Source organism: Streptomyces sp. NPDC014676 (assembly GCF_043084105.1).
In the GTDB taxonomy this organism is placed as follows: Bacteria; Actinomycetota; Actinomycetes; order Streptomycetales; family Streptomycetaceae; genus Streptomyces.
In genome coordinates this window covers 250,801-273,724 of the sequence record NZ_JBIBZI010000004.1, presented here as the reverse complement: position 1 = coordinate 273,724, position 22,924 = coordinate 250,801, and the positions used below count along the sequence as shown (strand labels likewise).

General features: G+C 71.9%; 21 protein-coding genes and 1 tRNA gene. 12 read left to right on the top strand and 10 right to left on the bottom strand.

Translation table 11 applies throughout. From position 1 onward, the window contains the following. Positions 1–162 precede the first annotated feature (162 nt). The 3 genes from ACF1DX_RS13885 to ACF1DX_RS13875 all read left to right on the top strand — a co-directional run bounded on the left by ACF1DX_RS13885 (position 163) and on the right by ACF1DX_RS13875 (position 4,209). Positions 163–1,614, top strand: a complete 1,452-nt coding sequence (locus ACF1DX_RS13885) for a hypothetical protein (protein WP_391791398.1) — start codon at positions 163–165, stop codon at positions 1,612–1,614. Positions 1,615–1,652: 38 nt separating this feature from the next. After that, the gene (locus ACF1DX_RS13880; protein WP_391791397.1) at positions 1,653–3,071 is read left to right on the top strand and encodes a hypothetical protein; all 1,419 of its coding nucleotides are present in this window, start codon (positions 1,653–1,655) and stop codon (positions 3,069–3,071) included. A 118-nt stretch (positions 3,072–3,189) separates the two neighbouring features. Beyond that, positions 3,190–4,209 carry a Yip1 family protein gene (locus tag ACF1DX_RS13875; protein ID WP_391791396.1) on the top strand — a complete coding sequence of 340 codons (1,020 nt, stop codon included), beginning with the start codon at positions 3,190–3,192 and terminating at the stop codon, positions 4,207–4,209. A gap of 64 nt (positions 4,210–4,273) precedes the next feature. Here the strand turns inward: ACF1DX_RS13875 and ACF1DX_RS13870 are convergent, their stop codons facing one another. Both ACF1DX_RS13870 and dcd read right to left on the bottom strand, forming a co-directional pair. Continuing rightward, positions 4,274–4,771 carry a phosphoribosyltransferase gene (locus tag ACF1DX_RS13870; RefSeq protein WP_391791395.1) on the bottom strand — a complete coding sequence of 166 codons (498 nt, stop codon included), beginning with the start codon at positions 4,769–4,771 and terminating at the stop codon, positions 4,274–4,276. After that, the gene (gene dcd / locus ACF1DX_RS13865) at positions 4,768–5,343 is read right to left on the bottom strand and encodes a dCTP deaminase (protein ID WP_391791394.1); all 576 of its coding nucleotides are present in this window, start codon (positions 5,341–5,343) and stop codon (positions 4,768–4,770) included. The genes ACF1DX_RS13870 and dcd overlap by 4 nt, the downstream gene beginning before the upstream one ends. Before the next feature lie 636 nt (positions 5,344–5,979). On the opposite strand from dcd, the gene ACF1DX_RS13860 reads away from it, so the two are divergent. After that, positions 5,980–6,050 (top strand) — tRNA-Gly (locus ACF1DX_RS13860). 117 nt (positions 6,051–6,167) lie between these two features. On the opposite strand, the gene ACF1DX_RS13855 is transcribed toward ACF1DX_RS13860, so the two are convergent. Beyond that, a complete protein-coding gene (locus ACF1DX_RS13855) occupies positions 6,168–6,611 on the bottom strand; it encodes a PIN domain-containing protein (RefSeq protein WP_391791393.1) in 444 nt (147 codons plus the stop codon). After that, a complete protein-coding gene (locus tag ACF1DX_RS13850; protein WP_391791392.1) occupies positions 6,608–6,874 on the bottom strand; it encodes a CopG family transcriptional regulator in 267 nt (88 codons plus the stop codon). Before ACF1DX_RS13850 ends, ACF1DX_RS13855 begins: the two co-directional genes overlap by 4 nt. Positions 6,875–7,462: 588 nt before the next feature. On the opposite strand from ACF1DX_RS13850, the gene ACF1DX_RS13845 reads away from it, so the two are divergent. Beyond that, the gene (locus tag ACF1DX_RS13845; RefSeq protein WP_391791391.1) at positions 7,463–8,296 is read left to right on the top strand and encodes a PIG-L family deacetylase; all 834 of its coding nucleotides are present in this window, start codon (positions 7,463–7,465) and stop codon (positions 8,294–8,296) included. Between the two features lie 881 nt (positions 8,297–9,177). Further along, entirely contained in the window at positions 9,178–9,489 is a 312-nt protein-coding gene (locus ACF1DX_RS13840) for an NIPSNAP family protein (protein ID WP_391791390.1), read from the top strand. Here ACF1DX_RS13840 and ACF1DX_RS13835 read toward each other — a convergent pair. From ACF1DX_RS13835 to ACF1DX_RS13820, 4 genes are all read right to left on the bottom strand, one after another. Next, positions 9,486–10,157 (bottom strand): LysR substrate-binding domain-containing protein, encoded by a 672-nt coding sequence (locus tag ACF1DX_RS13835; RefSeq protein ID WP_391791389.1) that lies wholly within the window; start codon positions 10,155–10,157, stop codon positions 9,486–9,488. The two genes, ACF1DX_RS13840 and ACF1DX_RS13835, sit on opposite strands and share 4 nt — an antisense overlap. Before the next feature lie 230 nt (positions 10,158–10,387). Further along, positions 10,388–11,068, bottom strand: a complete 681-nt coding sequence (locus ACF1DX_RS13830) for a hypothetical protein (RefSeq protein ID WP_391791388.1) — start codon at positions 11,066–11,068, stop codon at positions 10,388–10,390. After that, positions 11,065–12,717, bottom strand: a complete 1,653-nt coding sequence (locus ACF1DX_RS13825) for a sensor histidine kinase (protein ID WP_391791387.1) — start codon at positions 12,715–12,717, stop codon at positions 11,065–11,067. The genes ACF1DX_RS13830 and ACF1DX_RS13825 overlap by 4 nt, the downstream gene beginning before the upstream one ends. Continuing rightward, positions 12,714–13,400, bottom strand: a complete 687-nt coding sequence (locus tag ACF1DX_RS13820; RefSeq protein WP_391791386.1) for a response regulator — start codon at positions 13,398–13,400, stop codon at positions 12,714–12,716. The genes ACF1DX_RS13825 and ACF1DX_RS13820 overlap by 4 nt, the downstream gene beginning before the upstream one ends. 164 nt (positions 13,401–13,564) lie before the next feature. On the opposite strand from ACF1DX_RS13820, the gene ACF1DX_RS13815 reads away from it, so the two are divergent. From ACF1DX_RS13815 to ACF1DX_RS13790, 6 genes are all read left to right on the top strand, one after another. Beyond that, positions 13,565–14,467, top strand: coding sequence for a DUF3152 domain-containing protein (locus tag ACF1DX_RS13815; RefSeq protein ID WP_391791385.1), 903 nt, complete (start codon positions 13,565–13,567; stop codon positions 14,465–14,467). Positions 14,468–14,658: 191 nt separating this feature from the next. Beyond that, complete coding sequence (locus ACF1DX_RS13810; RefSeq protein ID WP_391791384.1) at positions 14,659–15,567, top strand: hypothetical protein; 909 nt, start codon at positions 14,659–14,661, stop codon at positions 15,565–15,567. Continuing rightward, entirely contained in the window at positions 15,564–17,048 is a 1,485-nt protein-coding gene (locus ACF1DX_RS13805; RefSeq protein WP_391791383.1) for a peptidoglycan-binding protein, read from the top strand. The genes ACF1DX_RS13810 and ACF1DX_RS13805 overlap by 4 nt, the downstream gene beginning before the upstream one ends. After that, positions 17,045–17,767 carry an ABC transporter ATP-binding protein gene (locus ACF1DX_RS13800; protein WP_391791382.1) on the top strand — a complete coding sequence of 241 codons (723 nt, stop codon included), beginning with the start codon at positions 17,045–17,047 and terminating at the stop codon, positions 17,765–17,767. Before ACF1DX_RS13805 ends, ACF1DX_RS13800 begins: the two co-directional genes overlap by 4 nt. Positions 17,768–17,889: 122 nt before the next feature. Then, positions 17,890–19,083 (top strand): ABC transporter permease, encoded by a 1,194-nt coding sequence (locus ACF1DX_RS13795; RefSeq protein WP_391791381.1) that lies wholly within the window; start codon positions 17,890–17,892, stop codon positions 19,081–19,083. Between the two features lie 174 nt (positions 19,084–19,257). Then, a complete protein-coding gene (locus ACF1DX_RS13790) occupies positions 19,258–20,229 on the top strand; it encodes a TerC family protein (RefSeq protein WP_391791380.1) in 972 nt (323 codons plus the stop codon). Positions 20,230–20,306: 77 nt separating this feature from the next. On the opposite strand, the gene ACF1DX_RS13785 is transcribed toward ACF1DX_RS13790, so the two are convergent. Further along, on the bottom strand, positions 20,307–21,527 hold the full coding sequence (locus ACF1DX_RS13785) for an FAD-dependent monooxygenase (RefSeq protein ID WP_391791379.1): 1,221 nt from the start codon (positions 21,525–21,527) through the stop codon (positions 20,307–20,309). Then, the gene (locus ACF1DX_RS13780; protein ID WP_391791378.1) at positions 21,524–22,921 is read right to left on the bottom strand and encodes an MFS transporter; all 1,398 of its coding nucleotides are present in this window, start codon (positions 22,919–22,921) and stop codon (positions 21,524–21,526) included. Before ACF1DX_RS13780 ends, ACF1DX_RS13785 begins: the two co-directional genes overlap by 4 nt. Positions 22,922–22,924 lie beyond the last annotated feature (3 nt).

Here is a 22,924-nt window from a genome sequence, read left to right as displayed (position 1 = left end):
CACCGCGCGCACCGGACCTCTACGGTTCTCGATCATGCGCCGCGCGCGCACGCCGCGTCCGCACCACCACGGCACGCCGACCCGCACCACCACGGCACGTCCCTCCTCCCTCTCGTCCTTCCGGCACGCCACCCGCGTCCGGCCCTCGCAGGAGAACCCCGCATGCACCAGCGCCCCGCGCGCCTCGCCCTGGCCACCGCCACCGCCGTCGCCCTGACCGGCGGCCTGCTCGCCCTGTCGGCCCCCTCGGCCGCCGCCGCCTCCGGCCTGGCCGGCGACTTCAACGGCGACGGATACCGGGACGTCGCCATCGGCGCGTCCAGCGCCGACGTGGGCTCCGTGCAGAGCGCCGGCGCCGTCGTCGTGCTCTACGGCTCGTCCTCCGGCGTCTCCGCCGCGAAGAAGACCGTGATCACCCAGAACTCCACCGGCATCCCGGGCGCGGCCGAGAGCGGCGACCGCTTCGGCCAGAGCCTGGCCGCCGCCGACCTGGACCGCGACGGCTACTCCGACCTCGTCGTCGGCTCCCAGTACGAGGCCATCGGCGACCGCGACGGCGTCGGCTCGGTCACCGTCGTCTGGGGCGGCAAGTCCGGCCTGTCCGGCGGCTCGGGACTGCCCCAGCCGTCCGGCCTCGCCGAGTGGGGCGGCTACTCCTCCGGCATCGCCACCGGCGACTTCGACGGCGACGGCGACACGGACGTGACCGTCACCGGCCAGAGCCACACCCACCTCCACAGCGGCCCCTTCACCCGCACCGGCGCCCCCCTGAGCCACCAGGGCGTCGGCGAACTCGGTTCCACCTACGAGGTGTTCGCGGGCGACCTGACCGGCGACCGGAAGGACGAGCGCGTCTACCCGTTCGGCGTCGACGGCGACCCGGCCGGCGAGATCAGCTACTTCCGCCACGACCCGAACAACTGGGACGCCCACCCCGAGTCCGACTACGCCCTCGTCGAACTGCCGCACGCCGACGGCTCCGACGGCGTGATCGCCGACGTCGACAAGGACGGCTACGGCGACCTCGTCCTCGGCGACTACGGCGACCCGAGCGACGGCAACTCGGTCAACGGCCACAAGGGCGGGCAGATCACCGTCTGGTACGGCGGCCCGGACGGACCCGACCCCGACCAGAAGCCGACCGTGATCCACCAGGACACGGAGGGCGTGCCCGGCGGCGGCGAGTACGGCGACCTGTTCGGCTCCGCGCTGAGCGCGGGCGACGTCAACGGCGACGGCTACGCCGACATCGCGGTCGGCGCCCAGGGCGAGGACCTGGGCACCACGCCGGACACCGGCACGGTGACCGTCCTGTACGGCTCGGCCTCCGGTCTGACCGGCAAGGGCGCCAAGCAGTACTCCCAGGACACCGCGGGCGTCCCCGGCGCGAACGAGACCAACGACGCCTTCGGCATCTCCGTCCGCCTGGTCGACCTCGACAAGAACGGCAAGGCCGACCTCGTCACCGGCGCCGGCTACGAGAACGGCTACGGCGCCATCACCGTCATGCGCGGCACCGCCTCCGGACTCACCACCTCCGGCGCCCTGTTCCTCTCCGCCCGCGGTGTCTCCCTCCAGGGCGGCGCCGACTTCGCCTGGACGATCGCCCAGTGACCCCCCGCCCGCTCCCGCCCGCCGCACCGAGGTCCCCCATGCGCCTGCGCACCGCCGCGATCACCCTCGCCGCGGCCACCCTGACCCCGCTCGCCCTCACGGCCCCCGCCGCGCACGCCGCCACGGCCGCCGTCCCGTACGACTTCAACGGCGACGGCCGCACCGACCTCGCGGTCGGCGCCCCGGACGCCACCGTCGACGGCCACGCGAAGGCGGGCGCCGTCTCCGTCGTGTACGGCGGCGCCGGCGGCCCGAACACCTCGGCCCGCACCCTGATCACCCAGAACACCGCCGGGATCCCCGGCGCCGCCGAGGCCGGCGACGCCTTCGGTGCCGCCGTGGCCTCCGCCGACCTGAACGCCGACGGCTACGCCGACCTCCTGGCCGGCGTCCCCGGCGAGGACGTCACCGGCGACACGAGCAGCGGCACGGCCGTCGTCGTCTGGGGCTCGAAGTCCGGCCTGTCCGGCGCCCGCTCCCTCTTCAGCTTCTTCGACACGGACTACGACCACTACGGCCAGGCCTTCGCCACGGGCGACTTCGACGACGACGGCGACACGGACGTCACGGTCGGCTCCACCGGCCCGGTCACCCTGTCCGTCGTGGACGGGCCGATCACCAAGACCGGCGCGCACAACGGCGGTTCCGGCTCGCAGTACGGCCCCTCCTCGCCCGGCGTCACCCACCTCACCTCCGCGGACGTCCCCGGCGACGGCCGCGGCCCGCTGGCCCTGCACAGCCGCGACGAGCACACCGGCGACGCGGCCACCTCCCTGGCCGACCTGCGGATCGGCAACTACACGGACTGGCTGCAGCGGATGCCGGCCGGGTACGTCTCCGCGGCCGGCGACATCGACGGCGACGGCCACCCGGACTTCGCCGTCGGCAACGACCGGGAGACCTCCGCCGACGCCGGGGGCGCGAAGGGCGGCAGGGTCACGGTGGTCTACGGCGGCCCGGAGGGCCTGGACGCCGGCCGCGCCCCGCTCGTCCTCACCCAGGACACCGCGGGCGTCCCCGGCGCCTCCGAGACCGGCGACCGCTTCGGCGGCGGCGTCGCCCTCGGTGACGTCGACGGCGACGGCTACGCCGACCTCGCCGTCGGCGCCGCGGGCGAGAACAACGGGGCCGGCGCCGTCACCGTCCTGTACGGCTCCGCCTCGGGCCTCACCACCGGGGGCGCCCAGTACTACACCCAGAACACCGCGGGCGTCCCCGGCGCCTCCGAGGACGGCGACCTCTTCGGCACCCGCGTCGTCCTCACCGACCACACCGGCGACGGCCGCGCCGACCTGTCCGTGTCCGCGCCGGGCGAGAACTCCGGCGACGGCTCGGTCTGGTCCCTGCGCGGCTCGGCGGCCGGCCCGGTCACCACCGGCTCCCTCAGCTTCGGCACGGGCACGACGGGCGTGTCCGCCACCGGCACCCCCCACCTCGGCTCGGTCCTCGGCGGCTGAGCGCCGCCCGGGTCCGGCGGCGCCCTCCCCGGCCGACACGGGTCTCCGTCCTCCGTAGGACCGGGCCGCCCCGGAACCCTCCGGAGGACGGACGACCCGCCTGACGTCCCCTTAGGGGATGTCACAGCTCGGCCGCAAAGCCGGGCCCGAACGCCGGGGCCCGGCACACGGCCGTCCGGGACCAGGTACGTTCGAGGACGTGGCTGGATTCAGGATCGGACGCGGCCGGAACAACAACGGCGCTCCTCACGCGCGACCGCAACACCCCCCGCACGGGCAGCAGACGCCGCAGGGGCCGTCGTACGGCTACCCGCAGGCACCGCAGCCGTACCCGCAGCAGCCGTCGTACGGCGGTGGCGGTGGCGGCGGCTGGCCGCAGACGAACGGCGGACCGGGCGGACCGGGCGGACCCGGCGGTCACGGCGAGCCGGAGTACTTCGGCGACGGCGCGTACCCGCACGGCGCCCAGGGCGCCCCGCACGACCCGTACGCGGCCAACAACCCGGGGCACACCCAGGCCTTCTCGATCAACGAGGACCCCTACCACCAGGGCGACGCCTACCACCCCGGCGCGGCCCCGCCCGCCGGCCCGGCCGGCCCCCGCCTGGGCTGGAAGGACCTGCTCAAGGGCATCGTCCTGTCCCCCGCCCAGACGTTCCACCAGATGCGCGACTACACGATGTGGGGCCCCGCCCTCATCGTCGGCTTCCTCTACGGCCTGCTCGCCGTCTTCGGCTTCGACACCGCCCGCGAGGACGCGATCAACGCGACCCTCTCGAACGCGATCCCGATCGTCCTGACGACGGCCGTCGCGATGGTGCTCAGCGCCTTCATCCTCGGCGTGGTCACCCACACCCTGGCCCGCCAGCTCGGCGGCAACGGCGCCTGGCAGCCCACCGTCGGCCTCTCCATGCTGATCATGTCCCTCACGGACGCGCCCCGCCTGGTCTTCGCCATGTTCGCCGGCGGCGACGCCTCCTTCGTCCAGATCCTCGGCTGGGCCACCTGGGTGGCGGCCGGCGCCCTCCTCACGATCATGGTCAGCCGCTCCCACGACCTCCCCTGGCCGAAGGCCCTGGGCGCCTCGGCGATCCAGCTGGTCGCCCTGCTGTCGATCGTGAAGCTGGGCACGTTCTGACACGGACGCACAGGAAAAGGGGGCTCCCGACACCGGGAGCCCCCTCTTTCTTGTCTTGCCGCCCTCAGGCGTCGAGAACCTGCCCGGACCGCCTGACGACCGGCTGCTGGACGCTCCACGGGAAGTTGATCCACTCGTCGGTGCGCTTCCAGACGTACTCGCACTTCACCAGCGACTGCGTCTTCTCGTAGATCACGGCGCTGCGCACCTCGGCGACGGCGTCGAGGCAGAAGTCGCGCACGAGCTTGAGCGTCTTGCCGGTGTCGGCGACGTCGTCCGCGATCAGCACCTTCTTGTCGGTGAAGTCGATGGCGTTGGGCACGGGCGCGAGCATGACGGGCATCTCGAGAGTCGTCCCCACCCCGGTGTAGAACTCGACGTTCACCAGGTGGATGTTCTTGCAGTCCAGCGCGTACGCGAGCCCTCCCGCGACGAAGACTCCGCCGCGCGCGATGCTCAGCACCACATCGGGCTCGTACCCGTCGTCGGCGATCGTCTGCGCGAGGTCGCGCACGGCCACCCCGAACTGCTCGTAGCTCAGGTTCTCCCGCATGCCGCTCACACCCGCGTCCGGTGGAAGTTGAGGAAGGACCGCGAGGCCGTCGGCCCCCGCTGCCCCTGGTACCGCGACCCGTACCGCTCGCTGCCGTACGGGTGCTCGGCCGGCGAGCTGAGCCGGAACATGCACAGCTGCCCGATCTTCATACCGGGCCACAGCTTGATCGGGAGCGTCGCGAGGTTGCTGAGTTCGAGGGTCACGTGCCCGGAGAACCCGGGGTCGATGAACCCGGCGGTGGAGTGCGTCACCAGCCCGAGCCGCCCCAGCGAGCTCTTCCCCTCCAGCCGCGAGGCGAGGTCGTCGGGGAGCGTGATGACCTCGTACGTACTGGCCAGCACGAACTCACCGGGGTGCAGGATGAACGGTTCGTCCCCCTCCGGCTCCACGAGCCGGGTCAGGTCCGCCTGCTCGACGGAGGGGTCGATGTGGGGGTACCGGTGGTTCTCGAACACCCGGAAGTAGCGGTCGAGGCGTACGTCGATGCTGGACGGCTGCACCATGGCGTCGTCGTAGGGATCGATACGCACCCGTCCGGCGTCGATCTCGGCCCGGATGTCCTTGTCAGAGAGAAGCACGGGCCCGAGGATACGCAAGGCGCGCGGAACGGCCACAATCGGCCGCCCCGCGCGCCTTCGCCGTTACCGCCGCTACCGCTTCTGAAGACTCACCGGCACGACACTGCGGAGCCGCGCACAGCGCGGACACCGCAGGAGCCGGCCGGGGCCGAGTCGCTCGGCCTGCTGCATCGGAAACGAGGCGGCGGTGAACACGTGCCCATCGGCACAGCGGACGACGGTGCGCTCCATCAAGTCCAAGAGTCCCTTCCCCAAGAGGCCGCGTCCGGCCAACTGCCCTGACGCCAAAAGCCACATTACGGGATCAAAGGAACACCCCTCCAGGCGGCACCCCGCCCGCGCACCACGCCTTCACGGTACGCCCCCACGCATGCCCCCCGCAGCCGCATCCACGCCCTGAAACAGAGTCAGCCCCCGCCCCCCCCCGAAGGCACCGTGGGCGAACCCCGTCACCGCCTGCCGATTGGAGCGCTTCTCCAGGGAACACACCGCATATGCGCCGTTTCGCCTGGAGAAACGCTCCAATCGTCGCCCGCGCGACAGGTACCGGCAGCATCCCTGAACACCGGGGACCCGGCATGGGGTAGAGTGAGCAAGCGTCCGGACACCGTCGATTCGACGGGGTCGGGATCTTGCGCGGGTGTAGTTTAATGGTAGAACATCAGCTTCCCAAGCTGAGAGCGCGAGTTCGATTCTCGTCACCCGCTCTTCTCGAAGCCCCAGGTCAGCGGTCTGGGGCTTGTTTGTTTGGGTGCCAGGCCGCTCACGTCGCGGGACCACATGTCCCTTGCGTGAGTGGGTGCTTGGCTGCGGAGGGTCCTGGGTCAGAGCGGGAGATCGTCGGGGAGTACCCGGAACGCCTTGTGGTGGCCCAAGGGGCGTACGGCTCGGAAGTCACGGCGGTCGAGGGTGAGGATCGCGTCCGTGTCGTAGTCGGCGGCGAGCGCCACGTTGACCGCGTCGGCGAGGTCGAGGTCCAGCGCACGGTAGCGGATGCGGACGGACTGGGCGGCGCCCAGGTGGTCCTCCGTGATCTCCGGCATGACGACACGTCCCCGGCTCATCCAGCGCCGGAGGTCGTCGACCGCGCCGAGGGCGGCCTCCCTGCCGAGCTCGCGCGTGGCGACGTGATCCAGTTCGGCCAGCAGCAGCGGGGACATGACCAGGAGGCCGGCCGTCATGATCGCCTCGTTCGCCGCCCGGTGTTCCGGGTGAGCCGAGTCCAGGGCCGCCAGGAGGCCGGACGTGTCGGCGATGACAATGATCACGCGGCGGTTCCGGAATCCGGGTCGGTCTCACGGCGGACGGCGTCGGCGACCGCGTCACGGACCTCCGGCCTGGAGAGCGTGCGGCCTGTCCCCTCGAAGGTGCGCGAGAACAGCGGCTCGTCCCAGACCCTGTTCGCCATGGCCGCGAGGTGGATGCCCTGGCGGATGATCTCGGCCTCGCTTATCCCCCGACGCTTCGCGGCCTCCTTGATGATCGCCAGGTCTTCGGGGTCGGCGTAGACGTTCGTGCGCTTCATGGACATGTACCAAGGGTAGTCCATGTACCAGGTTGACACACACGTGTGCCTGGTCCTTCGGTTCATCGGATGCGGCAATCGCAGACGGCGGAACCGGCCGCGCCCGCCATGGGTGTGAGGCATTGAGCCATGGCACCGCATCGTGCTCGCCGCCTCTTGCGCCGAACCACTTCTCGTGGAGGTCGAAGTCCGTAGGGGTGATCCCACATTCTGCGATCTTCCGAGCCGAGGCGAGGGCCCGGCAGCCATGTGCGACTGCGACTGCCGCGCTCAACCGCTCTGCGCATCCCCGGGCCCGCGCACCGATCGGAATCTCACAACTGGTGCCGGACGGAAGCCGAATCCGACGTGGTGCTGAGACGTGCAGGTCGCGCCTGCCCCCGGTCTCGTTGAACGCCGACGCTCGAAGGCCGAGTGGCCGCGCCGGGAACAGCCGGTGCGTCCGGCGCGGTTGCACCGACCGAGGGGCCGGCGCCGGACGGCGGGAGCACCGAGGCCGCGAGGTCGTCCGCCCCACCAGGATCCGAGCTCCAGGATCGCGGCACGCCCGCCGCGTACTCGGGCCAGGACTTATATCCGCAGGAGGACTGTTTCATGACTGACCGGCCCTTGACGCTCATGGCAGTACACGCCCACCCCGACGACGAGGCCACCGGAACCGGAGGTGTCCTCGCGCGGTACGCGGCGGAAGGCATCCGCACGGTTCTCGTGACGTGTACCGACGGCGGTTGCGGTGACGGGCCGGGGGGTGTCAAGCCGGGCGAGCCCGGGCACGATCCGGCGGCGGTCGTCTCGATGCGTCGTCAAGAGCTCGAAGCGAGCTGTGACGTCCTGAAGGTCAGCGATCTGGAGATGCTGGACTATGCCGACTCCGGGATGGTGGGCTGGCCGAGCAACGACGCCCCCGGATCCTTCTGGCGGACCCCCGTGGAGGAAGGCGCGGCCCGACTCGCGGAACTCATGCGGCACTACCGGCCTGATGTGGTCGTCACCTACGACGAGAACGGCTTCTACGGCCACCCCGACCACATCCAAGCCCACCGCATCACGATGGCGGCGCTGGAGATGACCGCGCTGACACCGAAGGTGTACTGGACCACGATGCCCCGCTCGGGGATGCAACGGTTCGGCGAGATCATGCGCGAGTTTCATCCGGACATGCCGGAGCCGGACCCTGCCGAGGCCGCCGCGATGGCCGAGATCGGCCTCCCCGACGATGAGATCACCACGTGGGTGGACACCACCGCGTTCAGCGGTCAGAAGTTCGACGCGTTGGCCGCGCATGCCAGTCAGGGCGAGAACATCTTCTTCCTCAAGATGGGAAAGGAGAGGTTCGGCGAGTTGATGGGCGTGGAGACCTTCGTACGTGTCCAGGACGCCACCGGCGCGGCCCTGCCCGAGAACGATCTCTTCGCCGGACTGCGCTGATCCGCCCGTAGGACCGGCCGGGAAAGCGCATCGCCCGCACGGCGCGATCGAGCGGGTCGCTCACAGCGCTTCGGCGGTACTTCCCGGAAGGACTTCCCGCGCCTTCGAGTCGGCGGCGTGCCCATGGCGTGCCCGCACGACGGGTCGACCACGGTCAACAGCGGTGCGGTCCTGCGCCCGCAGGGGTCACGCTGGAAGCAGACGGCCAGGCCGGAAGTGTCCGGCTGCGCAAGCGTCGTCGCTTCCCAAGCTGAGAGCACGAGTTCGATTCTCGTCACCCGCTCTTCTCGAAGCCCCAGGTCAGTGGTCTGGGGCTTCTGCGTTATCGGAGTCTCTTCAGTGGTTTCCGGCCCATTGAACAGCTGAAGATCGGGCACGCGAAGGGCACGAGTGCTTGGTGGGCGCTGCACGGTCACCGCTCTCCTCGCCGAAGCATGCCGATGGGCTGCGGTTTCATGTCGGCCGCCGTGAGGTTCATGCGGTGAGAACCCTCAGCCCGCTGTTCCAGGAGCGACACCGAGCACCTGTTTCGCGCACCGCGACTGCAGCGGTGGTCGAAGCCCCTTGCGGCGGCGGGCGTTCGGGAGTGAGGAACCCCGCCTCGGAGCGGAAGGCGATGGTCCGGGGGACGCACGGCGCGGAAGCCGCGGTGGTCGAGGGTGAGGATCGCGTCGGTGTCGCAGTCGGAGGCCAGGGCCACGTTCGCCATGTCGTCGACCTCACTGAGGGCCGGGCGTCGGACCTGTGGCCGTCGGAATGTCGATGGTTTTTCTTGCTTCCGTTGGGCGCCGTCCCGGTTCCGGGCATCAGGAACCCGGGACGAGGTGCGCGATCACACAGGTTGTCGTCGAGCCCGCACCGTCACACGGCATCATGCGGGCGTGATCACCATTCATCTGAAGTACGAGATCGACGCCGACAAGCTTGCGGACTTCGAGGAATACGGTCGCCGCTGGGTCCGGCTCGTGAACCGTTTCGGCGGGACGCACCACGGCTACTTCCTGCCGAGCGAGGGCGACAGCGACATCGCCTACGCCCTCTTCTCCTTTCCCGGTCTGGCCGCGTACGAGCAGTACCGCACGGACAGCATGTCCGACCCGGAGTGCCAGGAAGCATTCGAACTGGCTCGTCGGAGCCGTTGCATCAAACGCTACGAACGCCGCTTCCTGCGACCGCTCGACGACCTGGCCTAGCCCGGCCGCCTCGCGGCTGTGCGCAGCGCCGCGATGACGGCCGCGGTCGTCGGGTTCACGGTCTCGGTGTGACGCGTCGCGGCGAACAGCAGGCGCCGGATCGGGCGGTCCTCGATGGGCACCGTGCGGATTCCGGGTGTGTCCGGGTCGATGGCGGTCCGGGGGACGAGTGCGGTGGCGAGTCCGGCTCGTGCGAGGGTGAGCTGGGCGGCGATGTCGGCGGTGACGTAGCGCGTCGTGGGTGTGAAGCCGGCCTGGTGGCAGGCGCGCAGGATGGCCTGCCCGCAGTCCGTGGTGGGCGGCGGTACGGCGAGGTCGTGCGTGGCCAGTTCTCCCAGGGCGAGGGGCCGCTCGTCGGCTCGGCCGGCCGAGGTGACGACGAGCAGCGGATCGTCGAGCAGCGGCGATATCTCGATGCCGCGGGGGGTGGCATCGGGCAGGTGGTGATATCGCTGCCCCAGCACCACGTCGACGGTGCCGAGGGTGAGTTCCCGTAGTTGCGCCTGGTCGGCGACCAGACAGGTCACGGTGAGCCGCGGGTGCTGTGAGCCCAGTTCGTCCAGTGCGGGAACCACGATCCGGGCGACGGTCGACGGCAGTGCGGCGAGCGTGGCGGTGGCGCCGACCGTGCCCTTGACCGCCGCGACGGCGCTCTCGGCCTCCTGCACGGCGGCGAGGATCCGGTCGGCGTGCGCGCATGCGCTCCGCCCGCCGGCCTGCGCCGCTCGTGCCCACGGCGTGCCCGCAAGGACGGATCATCACGGTCGGCAGCGGTTCCACCGAACCGCCAGGATCGCAGTGGCACAACTGGGTGGCCCGCGGCACAACCGTGGCCGGGAAGCCGCTCGAGTGCGGGAGGGAGGTCGTCGGGGAGGCCGGTTCCGCTCCTGGGCGGTGGTCAGCCGGAGGGGGACTGCCGGGGCGGTGCTTCCGGCTGCTCCTGCGGGCCGGACGCGACGGGGCACGCGTGGTCCGGCTGTGTCATCGTCCATCCGTCCCCGGTCACTTGGAGGCCTCCGGGCACGGCGGCACCGTGCCCGGGGACGTCGTCGGCTTCGGCTTCCGCTCTGGCTTTCGCTTCCGCTTCCGCTTTGGCTTTCGCCTCGGCTTCCGCTTCGGTGCGGGAGACGGTGGTGGGGACCGACGGGGCCGCGTGGTTCACCGTGCACGTGAGCTGGAGCATGGCCCGACGGCTCAGCGGTTCCGTCTCGCCGGGGAGCCGGACGGAGAGGGTGCCGTCGTAAACGGTCACCACCTGTGGCGCGTCCGTCAGGCGGGGCAGCTCCGTGGTGGCCGTCGCGGTCTCGTTTCCGGCCGGCCCCTCGAACAGCAGGCGTACGACGGCCCCGAGGTCCCCGGCGTCGTCGATCCGGCGGGGGTAGGGCGTCAGGTCCCCGTCGCGCAGGAAGAAGAGGGAGACGGTGGCGGGCGTCGAGGCCGGTGCGCCGGAGGAGAGCACGCCGCTCGCCGGCGCACCGGCCTCGATGACACCGGACGGGGGGACTCCGCACGCCGTGAGCGCGAGCGCGGCCACGGCCGTGAACCCGGACAGCAGCACTGTCGTCCGTGAGCCCCTCACCGGGTGCCCCCGCCGGCCTCGGCATCGGTGTCGTCGCGGTGCAGCGGGAGTTCGACCGTGAACACCGCGCCGCCCCGGGGCAGGTTCGCCGCCCGGATGCGCCCCCCGTGCAGGCGCACGTTCTCCGCCGTGATGGCCAGACCCAGCCCGCTGCTCTCGCTCCTGGCCCGTGAGGTGCTCGCCTTGTAGAACCGCTCGAAGATGTGCGGCATGGCCTCCTCGGGGATCCCCGGTCCGTTGTCGGTCACCTCGATGACCACCCGTGCCGTGCCCTTCTCGTCCTCCCGCACCCCCATGGTCAGGCGTACGGGCGGCGCTCCGTGCCGCAGCGCGTTGCCGATCAGGTTGGCCGTCACCACGTCGAGCCTGCGCGGATCGACGCGTGCGCGGAGCACACCCGGTCCGGGCAGCCGGGTCTCCACCTGCCCCTCCCGCCACCGGGAGGCGATGGTGCGCCGGACGGACTCGGCCAGGTCGATCTCGTCCCGGTTGAGTTCGGCCGCCCCCGCGTCGAAGCGGGAGATCTCCATCAGGTCGTTCACCAGGCCGCTCAGCCGGTTCGTTCCCTCGCTGATGAGCCGCAGCGCCTCACCGGTCTCGCTCTCCTCCTCCCCCTTCGGGTCCAGCACGTCGGTGACCGCCGACATCGCCGCCAGCGGTGTGCGCAGCTCGTGGGAGACGTCCGCGACGAAGCGGCGCCCCTGGGCCTCCAGACGGCGCAACTCCGCTACGGTTCGCTCCAGTTCGGCCGCCGTCTCGTTGAAGGACTGGGAGAGGTCGGCCAGTTCGTCGGAACCGGTGACGTCCAGCCGGACGTCGAGGTGCCCCGCGGCCATCCGGCGCGTCGCCCGGCGCAGCGCCCGTACGGGGCGCAGTACGCCGCTCGCGGCGAGCAGCGCCAGGACGACGGCGAGGCACAGGGCCACCAGGGTGGCCCGCTCGATGCCGCTGACCATGGCCTCGACGTACCCCTCCTCGGTGGTCTGCGGGACCTCCAGGAACATCACGAGCCCGGAGAGCCTGGGCTCCGTGCCCTCGCCGCTCTCGCCCGAGGTGTACGTGACGGGCATGCCGACGACGAGACGGGGACGCCCGTCGACGTTCATCCGCTGGAACACCGCGGCGCGCTTGTCCCGGACGGACCGCAGCAGTTCGGGGCTCAGCTCGACGAAACCGGCGCTCGGCGCGTAGGCCCGGTGGCCGTCGTACGTGGCCATGATCTTCCAGCCCGACGAACGGTTCGCGTACAGCACCTGGTCCACCGCGGACTGGAGGTCCGACTGGTCCGGGGGGAAGGAGATGTAGGGCGCGACGGCGTCGATGCTCGTACGGAACCGGTTGATGACGGTGTCCTGGCTCTGTTGGAGCACCCCCGTGCGCGCCTCGCGGAAGGCGAGGGCCCCGGTGCCCAGGGAGCTGGCCATGGCCACCAGGACGAAGGACGCCAGCAGGCGGGGGCGCAGGCCGCGCAGGGGGAGCGGGACGCGCGCCAGGGCCGCCCGGAGGAACCGCCGGGGGCCGCCGGCACCCGGTACGGAGGGGGCGGGGACGGGGGCGGGGGTCTCGTCGGTCGTGGCCGTGTGGGCCCCGGGTACGGTCCTCCGCGCGCCGGTGGTCTCTCGCGTCCGCGCGGTCCTCCGGTCGCTCATGAGGTGCCGAAGCGGTAGCCGAATCCGCGTACGGTCTGCACGTAGCGGGGATTCCTGCCCTCGCCGAGCTTGTTGCGCAGCCGCTTCACACAGGCGTCCACGAGCCGTATGTCACCGTGGTAGCTGTGCTCCCAGACCGCTTCCAGCAACTGCTGGCGGCTGAACACCTGGCCGGGCGAGGCCGACAGGGTGAGCAGCAGCCGCAGTTCGGAGGGGGCGAGGGCGACGGGTTCGCCGCGGTGCGTCACCACGAGCCCGGCGCGGTCGACGACCAGTTCGCCGTGCGTCTCCGCCCGGGGACGGGTGCCGTCCGGCAGCGACGCGTCCTGTCTGCGCAGTACGGCCCGTATCCGCGCGTCGAGGACCCGGGCCTGCACGGGCTTCACCACGTAGTCGTCCGCGCCGGTCTCCAGTCCCACGACCACGTCGACGTCGTCGCCCCGGGCCGTCACCATGATGATCGGCACCTGGTCGCGGTTCCTGATCCGGCGGCACACGTCCAGGCCGGAGATGCCGGGCAGCATGAGATCGAGCACGACGACGTCCGGCCGGAAGGGGCGGAGCTGTTCCAGCCCCTCCTCGCCCGTTCCCACGCCGAGGACCTCATGCCCCTGGTGCCGCAGACCCAGTTGGACGGCCCTGCGGACGTCCTGGTCGTCTTCGACAATCAAAACCCGTGGCATTTCGGCAGTGTAGGCAGACCGGATGAGGTGACCGCTCCGGGGAATGCCCCTCTCCGACCGCCGTTACACAACGATCACACGGGCCGGGGAACGCGGGGCGCCGTTATCCTTCCGTGATGTCACCGGCTCATCGCGATCATCTGGAATCACCAGATTGACCTGCCATGCATGCGGTACGAAAGCGGCGATACGCACCCCCCGCCGGCAGCACCGCGGCCGGTCACCGCGCCGGCCGCCGGCGCCGGTCCTCCCGCCGCCGGGGACGGCCGCGCCGCCGGGGACGGAACCTGCTGACCGGCCTGCTGGTGGCCGTCGGCCTGCTGGGTTTGGCGGCGTACGTCCTGGAAGGCGGGCGGAGCGACGCGCCGAGCGGTGCGCCGTCCCCGCGGAGCACGCACGTCTCCCCCACTCCCGCTCCCACCCCGACCCCCACCACGCCCACGCCGCCTCCCTCCCCCTCTCCCTCCCCCTCCGCGAGCCGGACCGAGATCGCCGTCCCTCCGACGGGCAGCGGGACGTTCGTCACCGCGCAGGCCGGCGGGAAGACGGTGGGCAGCGGTTCCCGCCCGGTGCGCTACGTCGTGGAGGTCGAGACCGGCCTCGACGTCTCGCCGTCCCAGGCGGCGAACGAGATCGCCGACATACTCGCCGCCCCGCGCGGCTGGACCCACGACCCGGACAACGCGTTCCAACTGGTGGGCGCGGGATCGCCGCACGACATCACGATAAGGATCGCGACACCGGCGACGGCGGACGCCCTGTGCTGGGCGGGCATCCAGCAGGACACCGGCGGCGAGTACAACTGCGAGGTCCCCGGAGGGGTGGTGGTGAACCTCAAGCGCTGGGTCAAGGGCTCGCCCACCTTCGACGGGCCGATCCACGACTACCGGGCGCTGATCATCAACCACGAGATGGGGCACTTCCTCGGTCACGGGCACATGACCTGCGGGGGTGCCGGTCAACTGGCCCCCGTGATGATGCAGCAGATCAAGGGCCTGCACGGATGCGTCGCCAACGCCTGGCCCTACGACGAGAACGGTGACCTCGTCACCGGGCCGCCCGTATGACCGGCGCCGGCCCCCGGGCCGGCCGTCACGGCGGCCGGCCGTTACAGCCCGGTCATGTACCGACCCCAGGGCCATGAACTGCCGGCGCCACGGTGAACTCCGCGTTCTGCCGCACCCCCGGGCAGACCCCCTCCCTCTCGATCGGACGGAAGTACATGACTCGATCCCGCACTGTCCGGAGACTGGCCGCGGTGGCGGCGGTGAGCCTGCTGCCGCTGCTGGCGGCCTGTGGCACCGGCACCGGCACCGGCTCGGAGTCCCCCGCGTCGGACGGTGGGAAGACCACGGCAGGATCGTCGGGACAGCTCGACATCCCCGCCGACGCGAACGCCGACCTCAAGAAGCAGTACCTCCTGGAGAACGCGATCGCGGCCTGCATGAAGAAGCAGGGGTTCACCTACACCCCCGTGCCCCCCGAGGATCCCGCCGCCTCCTGGGCCACCGACGGGGCGGACTACGCGCTGACGAAGAAGTACCGGCGGAAATACGGTTTCGGCGTCTACGCGGGCATCGTCTACCCCGGTGACGCCGGCCCGGCCGCCCGACAGGACTCGAACAAGACACCCAACGCGGATTACGTGGCCACGCTCACCCCCGAGCAGAAGGCCGCGTACGACAAGGCGTTGGGCGCTTTCCCCGACCCGAAGGCCGGTGAGAAGAACTGGACCGGTTGTCAGGGTGAGGCCGACAAGAAGGTCTACGGCTCCGCGTCGGCCCAGGAGCGGGGCACCGAGACCGAGAACCGGAACCAGGCCAACGCACAGGCCCTCAACGGTGATCCGAAGCTGGTCGCGCTGGCGCAGTCGTACGCCTCGTGCCTGAGGAAGGAGGGCATCCCCGTCACGACCACGCAGCCGACCGGCATCGGGGAGATGGTCAAGCTCCAGGCGCTCGGCTCCGCTCCGGCCGGCGCCGGTGTCGTCGCCGGCGTCGACGAGGACGGGAACTCCCAGGAGACCCTGGGCAAGGAGGAGGCCCTCCCGCTGCTCACCAAGGACATCGAGCTGGCGATGCGGGACCTGGAGTGCGGCAAGGAGTTCCGGGCCGCCTACTTCCCGAAGTTCCTGAAGGCCCCGACCAGCGGGGGCGGTGCCGGGTGAGACGCCGCCCCGAGCCGGCCGGCACCCGTTCCGGACGGTTCCGCAGGCTGGTCGGCACCCGTTCCGGACAGCTGACGGTCGTCGTCGCCGCGGTGGCGCTGGTCGGGGCGGGCGGCTGGTGCGCCGGATCGCGGATGCAGTCCCCCGCGGACGCCGCCGCCGCGCACCGGCCGCCGGAAGCCGGTCCCGTCACCGTCGCGGTCGAGCGGCGCTCGCTCACCGCGAGTGTGGTGGCCCAGGGCTCGGTGGAGTTCGACTCGCCGCGGAGCGTGACCCTGGCCGGGCCCGTCGGCTCCCCGGACTCCGGGGCCGGCGACGCGGGGGCCGGCGACGGCGTCGCCCAGCGGGTCACCAGGGCACCGGTGGCCGGGGCGGAGGTGAAGGAGGGCGATGTGCTGATGCAGGTGAGCGGGCGGCCGGTGCTGGTGCTGCGGGGCACCGTGCCGATGTACCGGACGCTGGGGCCCGGCGCCTCGGGGGACGACGTCGAACAGCTCCAGCGGGCGCTGACCCGGCTGGGCTTCGCCCCCGGTTCGGCGAACGGGACGTACGGGCAGTCGGACGCCGCCGCGGTGAGCCGCTGGTACGAGAGCAAGGGCTACCGCGCCATGGAGCCCACCGTCGCCGACAAGCAGCAGCTCGGGACGCTCGAAGCGGCGGTGACCACCGCGCAGCAGGCCCTCCTCGAGGCACGGGACCCGGGCGGCGGAACCGGCGGCTCCGGGGAGCCCGGCGGCGGCTCCGGGGAATCCGGCGGCGGCTCCGAAGGCGGCTCGGGCACCGGTGGGGCCGCCGCCGAGCTGCGGCTCGAGTCGGCGCGGCAGCAACTGGACGCGGCCAACGCCGCGCTCTCCGCCTTCCGGGCCGGTTACGGGACCGAGGTCCCCGCCGGTGAGGTGGTCTTCCTGCCGGAACTGCCGGCCCGGCTGGACAAGGTGTCCGTGGAGACGGGAGACACCCCCTCCGGGCCGGTCGCCACGGTGACCGGCTCCAAGGTCGTGGTGCGGGCCGTGGTCCCGGCCGACGACGCCAGGCTGCTCCACAAGGGCATGCGGGCCCGGGTGGAGACCACCGACGGCACGAAGGCGGACGGTGAGGTGGTGGCACTCGGCGACGACGTGCCGAAGGACGACCCCGCCGACGACGGCAAGCGGCAGCAGACCTCGGACGGCGGGAGCGACGGCGGTTCGGCTCCCGTACCGGTGCAGATCTCCGTACCGGCGGGGACACTGGCCGAGAACGCCGCCGAATCCGCGAAGGTCACCATCGAGGTGGGCTCGTCGGAGGGCGAGGTGCTGACGGTGCCCCTCGCCGCGCTGCACACGTCCGCCGACGGGAAGGCCCGGGTGGAGGTCGTGCGCGGCGGCGAGGCGGTGGACGTCCCCGTCGAGGCCGGGCTCTCCGCGGACGGTCAGGTGGAGGTCACCCCGTCGTCCGGTGCCGCCCTGAACCCCGGCGACCAGGTGGTGGTCGGACGATGAGCGGTCCGCCGTCGCCCGCCGTGCCCGACGCGGACACGGTCATCCGGCTGACCGACGTGGGCCGGACCTTCGGCTCCGAACCGCCGGTGCACGCCCTGCGCGAGGTGAATCTGACCGTGCGGCGCGGCGAGCACCTGTCGGTCGTCGGCCCGTCCGGTTCCGGCAAGTCGACGCTGCTCAACACCCTGGGGCTGCTGGACCGCCCCACCTCGGGCACCTACTGGCTCGACGGGGTGGAGACCAACGCGCTCGGCGACCTGGAGCGCACCGCGTTGCGCGGCAGCCGGATCGGGTTCGTCTTCCAGTCCTTCCACCTGCTGCCGTACCGGACCGTGGAGGAGAACGTCATGCTGGCCGAGGCCTACCGCCGGCCGCGCCCCGGGCGCGGCCGGGCCGGCCGCCGTGCCAGGGCCGAGCGGGCACTGCGACGGGTGGGTCTTGCGCACCGGGCCGGCTTCGAGCCGGACCGGCTCTCCGGCGGTGAGAGACAGCGGGTGGCGATCGCCCGGGCGCTGATGAGCGAACCCGCCCTGCTGCTCTGCGACGAGCCCACCGGCAACCTCGACAGCGAGAACACCGAGTCGGTGCTGGACCTCTTCGGCCGGCTCGGCGAGCAGGGCATGACCCTGGTGGTGATCACGCACGAGGAGGCGGTCAGCGGGCGTGCCCACAGACGGGTGAGGATCAGCGACGGACGGCTCACCGAGGAGCACCGATGAGGCCCCGGACACGCGCCCCGCGAGCCGCGGCTTCCGCGGGCACGGCACGGGCCGGGGGGACCGCGCGGATCGCACGAACCGGGAGAAGAGCACAGACCGGGGGGACCGTCGAGCGTCCCTGGATGGACTTCAGGGACCTGTGGGCCGAGGCGCTGGCGGGGGTGCTCGCCCGCCCGACGCGCTCCGCCCTGACCACGCTGGGCACCGTCCTGGGCATCACCACCCTGGTCATCACCATCGGGGTCTCGTCCACGGCGGGCAACCAGATCGTGGGCCGGTTCGACGCCCTGACCGCCACTTCGGTCACGGTGGGGGTGCCCTCCGTGGCCTCGGCCGGCTCCGGTCCGCTCGTGGACTGGTCGGGGGTCGACGCGGTGCGCCGGCTGGCCGGGGTCGAGTCGGTGGCGGCGATCGCCGACTCCCGGGAGACCGCGGGCGTCGAGGTACGCGCCCACCACGTGGCAGCTCCCGGCGAGACCGGCGGCCGGACCATGGCCGTCGTCGCCGCGTCCCCCGAGCTGCCGGCCGCGGTACGGGGCGGGATGACCACTGGACGCTTCCTCGACGACGGGGACATCGCCCGGCACGACCGGGTGGCGGTCCTCGGCGACCAGGCGGCGCGGCTCCTCGGCATCGGCTCGGTCGAGGACGCCCCCGCGGTCTTCCTGGAGGGCCAGGCGTACACGGTGATCGGGATACTCGGCGGAGTGGAGCGGGAACAGCAGCTCGCCACGGCGGTGATCCTGCCGCCCACGACGGCCGCGGACCGGATGGGGCTGGGGACGGTGACCCGGGTGCTGATCAACACCGCGCTCGGCGCGGCCGGCCAGGTCGCCCGCCAGGCGCCGATCGCGCTGGCCCCCGGAGCCGAGGCCTCCCTGACCGTGAAGGCACCGGCCGATCCCGCCGAGGCCCGCAAGGGGGTGCAGGGGGACGTCGACGGCCTGTTCCTGATCCTCGGGCTGGTCTCGCTGGTGGTCGGGGCCATCGGCATCGCCAACGTGACGCTGGTGACGGTCATCGAACGGACCGGGGAGATCGGACTGCGCCGCGCCCTCGGGGCCTCGCGGCGTCAGGTCGCCGGCCAGTTCCTGGTGGAGTCGACGACGATCGGGCTCCTCGGCGGTGTCGTGGGCGCCGCCCTGGGCATGGTCGTGGTGGTGACCGTCTCCGCCGTCAAGGAGTGGACACCGGTCCTGGACGTCCGCCTCGCCCTCGGAGCCCCGGTCGCCGGAGCCCTGGTGGGGCTCCTGGCCGGCCTCTACCCGTCACTGCGGGCCTCCCGCATGGAACCGGTCGACGCCCTGCGCGCGTAGGCGTGCCCCGCGGGCAGGCCGGGCGGGCCGGCCGCCGCCGGGGCGGCGTGATCCGGTCCGGCCGGCGGCAGCGGGGCCCGCCGGCCGGGGGAGCGCGCCGAGGAGACACCCGCCGCCCCGTGCACCAGACTCGGAGGGAGACCGCCGGTCGACCACGCTCGAAGGGCCGGACCCGTGCACGACGTTCCGCTGTGGCTGTGGATGGTCTTCGCCGTCACCGTACTGGTGTCCCTGACGGTCGATCTGCTCGCGCACCGGCAGGCCCACGTCATCGGGTTCCGGGAGGCCGCCGCCTGGAGCGGGGTCTGGGTGGGACTGGCGATCACCTTCGGGGCCGTGGTCTTCCTCGTGGTCGGGACGACCGCCGGAGTGGAGTACACCACCGCGTGGCTGCTGGAGAAGAGCCTCTCGGTCGACAACCTCTTCGTCTTCGCGCTGATCTTCGGCTACTTCCGCGTCCCGCGCGCCTACCAGCACCACGTCCTGTTCCTCGGCGTCCTCGGCGCCCTGGTCTTCCGGGGCGTCTTCCTCGCCGCCGGTGTCGCCGTGGTCAGCCGCTTCACCGCCGTCCTGTTCGTCTTCGCCGCCATCCTCTTCTACAGCACCTACAAGATCCTCAAGGAGGAGGAGGACAGCTTCGACCCCGGCAGGAGCATCGCCGTACGCCTGCTCCGCAAGGTCGTCCCCGTGCGGGACGACTACGCCGGCGCCCGTTTCTTCGTCAAGGAGGCCGGCCGGCTCGTCGCCACCCCCCTGCTCGCCGTCGTCGCCGCGATCGAGGCCGCCGACCTCGTCTTCGCCGTCGACAGCGTGCCCGCCGTCCTGGCCGTCAGCAACGACACCTTCGTCGTCTACACCAGCAACGCCTTCGCCATCCTGGGCCTGCGCGCCCTCTACTTCATGCTCGCCGGCCTGCTGGACCGGTTCCGGTACCTGAGCAAGGGCCTGGCGCTCATCCTCGCCTTCATCGGCGTCAAGCTCATCCTCCAGGCGTCCCACGAGATCATCAGCCCCGCCGTGCCCGAGATCCCCTCTCCGCTCAGCCTCGCCGTCATCGCCGCCGTCCTGAGCGTCTCCGTCGCGCTCAGCCTGCTGCGTCCCCCGCCCGCCGGCCACGAGGACGCACCGCCGGCGGCCGGCCCCTGAACCGGAAGGGGGTGCCCGGTGCGACGCGGGTCGTGGAGGGATCCACCGGCCGGCAGGGGCCCGACCCGGCTCGACGGTCATACCGGGCGCGGGGGCTCGGGCAGGGCGAGCGCCGTATGAGCCGGTTTTCCCTCCGCCGGGGGCATGGCACCGAGGCCGCGAAGCCTGTCGTTCCGCTGCTCCAGGGCCTGGGCGGTGGTGGGGAAGAGGGTGGCACCGCCCTGGCCGACCAGCCCCTGGTTCACGGTCACGAACTCCCGGGTGTCGCGTTCGTAGGCGGCGAAGCCCGCGACATGGTCCCGGTCCGCGAGGCAGCCGGCGAGCATGTACGCGCCGACGAGGGCGAGGCTGGTTCCCTGTCCGGTGAGGAACGAGGGCGCGTACGCGGCGTCGCCGACCAGCGCGACCCTGCCGCTGGACCAGCGGGGCATGCGGATCTGGCCGACCCCGTCGAAGAACAGGTCCTCCGCCTCGCGCAGGGCGGCCAGCATGCCCGGCACCTCCCATCCCGCGTCGGCGAAGGCCTCGGCGACCAGGTCGCGTCGGGCCCGCGGGTCCCGGAACGCGTCCACGGGCGGCTCCGGCCGGGCGAAGTTCAGGAAGGCGTGCACCTCGTCGTCGTCCCCCACGGCGTAGAGGGCCGCGGCCCTGCCCGGGGTGTTCCACATCACGGCCTCGTGGGAGAGCCCGAAGGTGTTGCGCATGGTGAACACGGCGAAGCAGTAGCCGAGGTAGCGGTGGAACCGCTCTTCGGGGCCGAACAGCATCTCCCGGGTGCGCGAGTGCATGCCGTCCGCACCGAACACCATGTCGAAGGTACGGCTGCCGCCCCCGCGGAAGGTGACGTCGACCCCGCGGTCGGTCTGGTCGAGGGTGTCGATGGAGTCGTCGAACAGGAACTCCACGTCGTCACGGACCGCCGTGTACAGAGCGTCGGCCAGGTCCCCGCGCCGTACCTCCAGGTCCCGTCCCGCGACGCCGCCGGTGACGGCATGCGGGTGCAGGGAGGTCACCTCGCCGCCGTCCGGGCCGAGGAAGGTCAGCCGGCGCAGGTCGATGTGCGCGTCCCGCAGCCGCGGCAGGATCCCCATCCTCCGGACGACCTCCAGTGCGGTGCCCCGCACATCGATGGGATAGCCGCCCCCACGCAGGGTGGGCGCCTTCTCCACGACCGTGACCGCGTATCCGTAGCGGTTCAGCCAGAACGCGAGGGCGGGCCCCGCGATGCTGGCCCCGGATATCAGGACCTCGCGCCTCGGCGTGCCACGGACATCCGTCGGCTGATCGATGAGGGTCATTCCTTGACTCCTTTGGGCAGGGTGCGAGTGACGAACAGGGCCAGCGACGTGACGACGCCGGCCATGACGAAGCCGGTGACGTAGGCCGATTCGGCCGCGACCTCCGACCCGGAAGGGGTCGCGGCGGTGAGAAGCGCACCACCGAGCTGCCCGCCCACGGCGTAACCGAGTACGCGGCTCACCAGGATCAGGCTGGTGGCGATGCCGGTGTCCTCGGCCTCGACGGCCGTGGCGGTGCTGGTCATCATCGCCGTGACGCACAAGCCGTTGGCCAGCGCGATCAGCGCCTTGCCGACGACGAGGTGCCAGACCTCGGTGTGCACGGACGCCAGGGCGACCAGGGAGACGGCCATCATGACGACACCGGTGCCGACCACGGCACGCGAGCCGAAACGCCGGTCCCCGATCCCGCCGAGCGGCCCGGCCAGCGTCGCGGCGACGGCGCCGGGCAGCAGGAAGAGGCCGATCTCGGTGGCGCCGGCGCCGAATCCGTACCCGTCGCCGCGTTCGTCGAGCAGCTGCGGCACGAGATAGACCGCCATCGAGGTGCCGAGACAGATCACGAACGTCAGCACGCACGCCTTCCAGATCGCGGGCCGTGCCAGCATGCGCAGATCGATCATCGGAGAGGCCGCACGCCGTTCGACGGACACCCAACCGGTGACGAAGACGGCCAGAAGCACGACGAGGGCGCCGGGCACGAGGGGGCGCGAGGCCGCTTCGGGCGCCAGCGCGAGGACGAGCATGAGCGTGACCAGCATCCCGCTCAGGAGCAGCAGGCCGGGCCAGTCGATGCCGGCGTGGTCCGATCCGCCCGGCCGGTCGGACGGCATGAGCCTGTTCACGAGCAGGGTGGCCCCGATGACCGCGATCGTGGGCAGCGCGAACATCCAGTGCCGGGAGAGTTCTTCCGCCACCGGCCCGGCCGACAGCATGCCGGCCATCCCTCCTCCGACGAAGAGTCCGCTGACCACCCCGATGGCGACCTTCGACTCTCCCGGGGGCAGGTTCTTGCGCACGACGATGAACGACAGGGGAAGCGCGCCCACCATCGCCCCTTGCAGCACCTGCCCGAGCAGCAGCACGGGCAGGTTCGGGGCCAGGGCGGACACCGTGCCGCCGGCCGCGACGACCGCCATCAGCCGGATCAGGACCCGTTTCCCGCCGTAGCGGTCGCCGAACTTGCCCGCCAACGGCGTGATGAGCGCACCGGTGACGAGGAGCACGATGCTGAGCAGTGCTCCCTCGGACTGGCTCATGTCCAGTTCGCGTTCCAGGAGCGGGATCGTCGGTGACACCACCGACTCCAGAGCGCCGGTGGACAGGGCCAGGAGGCCGAGGGCTCCGACAGCGGCCTTCCCGAGGGTGGCCGGGGGAGCCGGGGCTGTGGTCATGAG